The sequence below is a fragment of the Frankia sp. CoWAU3 genome (genome assembly GCF_977971855.1).
This window is the reverse complement of record NZ_CDWWXB010000250.1, coordinates 1294-4842: the sequence shown is the minus strand read 5'-3', so window position 1 is coordinate 4842 and position 3549 is coordinate 1294. Positions and strand designations below refer to the sequence as shown.

The 3549-nt window shown below is 69.3% G+C and carries 4 protein-coding genes; all 4 read right to left on the bottom strand.

The window, feature by feature from the left end; all coding sequences use genetic code 11:
- Nucleotides 1-120 precede the first annotated feature (120 nt).
- Nucleotides 121-894 carry a polyprenyl diphosphate synthase gene (gene uppS, locus AC08ON_RS16530; RefSeq protein WP_476608383.1) on the bottom strand — a complete coding sequence of 258 codons (774 nt, stop codon included), beginning with the start codon at nt 892-894 and terminating at the stop codon, nt 121-123.
- Nucleotides 895-1183: 289 nt separating this feature from the next.
- Complete coding sequence (locus AC08ON_RS16525; protein WP_476608382.1) at nt 1184-1438, bottom strand: hypothetical protein; 255 nt, start codon at nt 1436-1438, stop codon at nt 1184-1186.
- Between the two features lie 558 nt (nt 1439-1996).
- Nucleotides 1997-2740 (bottom strand): DUF6444 domain-containing protein, encoded by a 744-nt coding sequence (locus tag AC08ON_RS16520; RefSeq protein WP_476608381.1) that lies wholly within the window; start codon nt 2738-2740, stop codon nt 1997-1999.
- 196 nt (nt 2741-2936) lie between these two features.
- Nucleotides 2937-3549 (bottom strand): DUF1360 domain-containing protein (locus AC08ON_RS16515; protein ID WP_476617291.1); only part of this gene is annotated, 613 nt, incomplete at its 5' end.

Genomic DNA, 3549 nt, shown 5'->3' with positions numbered 1-3549 from the left:
ACTTAACGCAACGGGCCGTCACACCACGCGACCTTCGCGCAGCCCTGGGGGCTCAGGAGTGACTCAAGGGCGGTTCAGGAGACGGGCCGGGGGCTGTTCATGGGCGGGCCAGACGGTGGATCAGGCGCCGTGGCGTCGCTCCCTGGCGGCGAAGCTGCGCAGGGCGCGCAGGAAGTCGATCTCACGGAACGCCGGCCAGTACGCCTCGCAGAAATACAGCTCCGAGTAGGCGCTCTGCCAGAGCAGGAAGTTGGACAGGCGCTGTTCCCCGCTGGTGCGGATCACCAGATCGGGGTCGGGCTGGCCGGCGGTGTAGAGGTGCTGGGCGATGTCGTCCACGGTCAGCGTCGACGCGACGTCGGTCAGCGAGTCCCCGGCCTCGGCCCGCTCGTGCAGCAGCTCGCGCAGGGCCTCGATGACCTCCTGGCGACCCCCGTACCCGACGGCGAGGGTGACGTGGGCGCCGGTCGTGACGCCGCGGGTCGTCTCCACGGCCTCCTTGAGGACACGGGCCGTGCTGTCCGGCAGCGTGTCCAGCATGCCCGCGAGATGGACCTGCCAGCGGGCGTCCGGCCGCCCGAGCCGGTCGGCCACCACCTGCTCGATCACCTGCATGAGGAAGGCGACCTCGGCGTCCCCGCGCTGCTGCAGATTCTCCGTCGAGCAGACGAACACGGTGACGTGTTTGATTCCGACAAGCTCGCACCAGGACAGGACGTCCTCGGCGTGCTCAGCGCCGTACTTGTGGCCGAGGCTCGGATTCGCCATGCCCATCTCGCGGGCCCAGCGGCGGTTGCCGTCCATGACCAGCCCGACGTGCGCAGGCAGTGGACCCGCCATGACCTGCCGACGCAGGCGACGGGTGTAGAGCGCGTAGAGGGGGCCGGCCGTCATCGGCACCTTCGATTACACCTTCGATTGTGGGACGCCCGGCGATCGCGGGGCACCCGGGGGAGGAGGAGTCCGGGGAGAGCCCATGGTCGGAGAGGGGTGCATGGCCGCTTCCGGCCTGTGGTCGATGGGCCTGTGGTCGATCTGTCGTCGGTGCCGTGGGTGTCGCATCGCCGCATGTGGGGTAGTGGGGTAGCGGAGGAGTGGTACGTCGGAATACCAGTGTGCCCTCTCCCGAAGAAGGGCTTCCGCGGGGGGCTCGGGCCGGCGCCGCGATCGGGCGGTCCACCGGTCACAGGACCGCCACCGGCCCACCCGCCCCGTGCAGGTCCAGCGCCGGAACCACCAGCCAGTTCTCGTAGCCCCCCGCCCGGGCGTGCCGGTTCGCCTCGGCCGGTGTCACGAAGAACCCGACGACGCCTTCCACCGCCCGATCCGGCCCGATGAGGACCGCCAACGCCCATAGCGGGCCGGATTGCTGCGGATTCGCGGCCGGAATATGCGACCACACGTCCGACCAGCTCGACTGGTCAGTCGAGGACTCCATCACGCACCCCTCTTCACGCAGCTCGTCCGGAGCCACCCACGGCGGCTATGGCGGACGAAGGTCGACCGGCGAGAACCATTGGTATCACTATCGGTGCCGTCTCTGCGTCTTACGGTGACATTCGGTAAGTTTCTGTCCATACTCTCGCCACGGCGCTCCAGATGAACAGCTTGGCGCCTCGGGCCCCTCTTCCGTGCCTATTTCAACACGAGCGCCGGCTGAGACGTGACACACGGGCCGCCGTTCGGCGATGCTTTGATGATTTGAGTTCTTCGGACCCGTTCCAGGCCCTCGCGGTCGGCGGTCCAGCGAGGGAGTTCGCGCAGGTTGTCCGCCATGGCCCTTGGCCTCTCGCCGGGCACCGCGGGGTTCAAACGTCTGCACGTGCAGCCGGCTCTCACGATGGGACCGGACCCAATTCTTCTGGAGTATGCACGCGCAGATGTACGGGCGTGCGCATACGCGTACGGTTACTGGTCAGGTATTGACCGGCTTGCGGTGACTTTGAGTTAAGCCGCCGAGAGGGTGGGGGTCTGTCTGGTGGGATGCCCAGGTCGGTCAGGAAGCGCAGGTAGTCGTCCTCGCGGTCGGCGAGGCGGCGGGCCAGGGCGTTCTCGGCGCGCATCGGCTTCCTTGCCCGCGGGGAGGTCTGGCTGATCCCGACCTGGACGGCGTGGCGGAACCGGCGCGGGCGTCGGCGGTGAGGCGCTGCAGGTCGACGAGGGCGTCGCGGGCCTGGCTGGCCCAGCAGAGGAACCGGCCACTGTAGAGGTAGAGGACCAGGGCCTCGACCCCCGGCCCGTACTGGGCCGAAGCCGGCACCCCCGCGGGCGCCTCGGCCCGGGTCCGGGTGGCGCAGCAGGCGCACTCCCGCTCGACGAGCCGGTGCCCGACGACCACGGGCTCGACCGGCGGCAGGTCCACGACCTGGCGGCGCTCCACCCGCGTGACCGGGGCGAGCACCAGCGGATCCCCACAGCCCCGGCACACCGCGGGCTCGTGGCCGACGACCCGGTCCGGGTCCTCGGCCAATGCCAACGTCGACCCGGGATGGCCTTCCTGCCCACCGGGCCGCCGCCCGGACTTCTTCCGCAGCGACTTCGGCTCCGGCTTGGCCAGCCCATCCAAGCTCGGCGGCTTCGATGAGTTCCGCGAGTTCTTCCCCAGCCGGGCGTTCAGCTCCGTAATCTCGGCGTTCGCCTTCCCCAACGCGGCCCGCAGCTCGGCGATCTGGGCCGCCTGCGCCACGACCAGCACCGCCAGTTCCTCATACGAGGACGTGGGCCGATCGACAGGCGACACACCAGCAGCCTACGGACCAATCACCCACCGCGAGCACCCTACGCCCACAGCGACCGGTACCCAAACAACCCGACCCGCGACAACAGCAATCGATCAAGAGTGCTGACCAGTTACACGCGTACGCACGTCACACATCATCACCGCGCCACCAGTTCCCGTGATCTGGGTGCAACACCCACCACTCGGGCGGGAATGGTCAGCCCCTGATGGCCCGTTGTTGCGCGTTCGCGTAGACGAGTTGAAGTAGGTCGGAGCCGGTGACCACCGTGAGGACGGATGCGGCGAGCCGCGTCGGCCGAGGCGCGGCGACCAGGCCGAAGACGAAGCCGGTGGCCATCCACTGCGCGGTGCAGAACGGGCAAGTGAGTAGCTCACCCACGCTGTGCCGGGCCGGGGGATACTCGCGGACCTCCTCGGCGAGTTCCGCCGGTCCCGCGGTGCCGCGGAAGCGGGTGAAGGGAGCGCGCAGCGGGCTCGTCACCGGGTCCTTGGTGAGAATGCGGCTCAGCTTGTGCGTGGCGATCGTGACGAGAAGCAGGTCGGGGACCGCGAACCGCTCGGGCAGGACCGCACCGGACACCCGGCCGATCAGCCCGAGAGCCGCGCACAACCCGCCATACGCCGACAGGGTGGCAAGATAGCTGCGCAGCGGGCGGGGCTCGTCGCCCGCGTACTCGCTCTGTTCCTGGCGCGCCGTGTTGGTCAGGCGGGCCAGGACACCGGTTTTCGGGGCACGTATCATGTCGGATGCCTGCCCACCGTCTCCGACGGTAACCAGGCGGAACATGCCCCGCGACACGCCCCGCCTG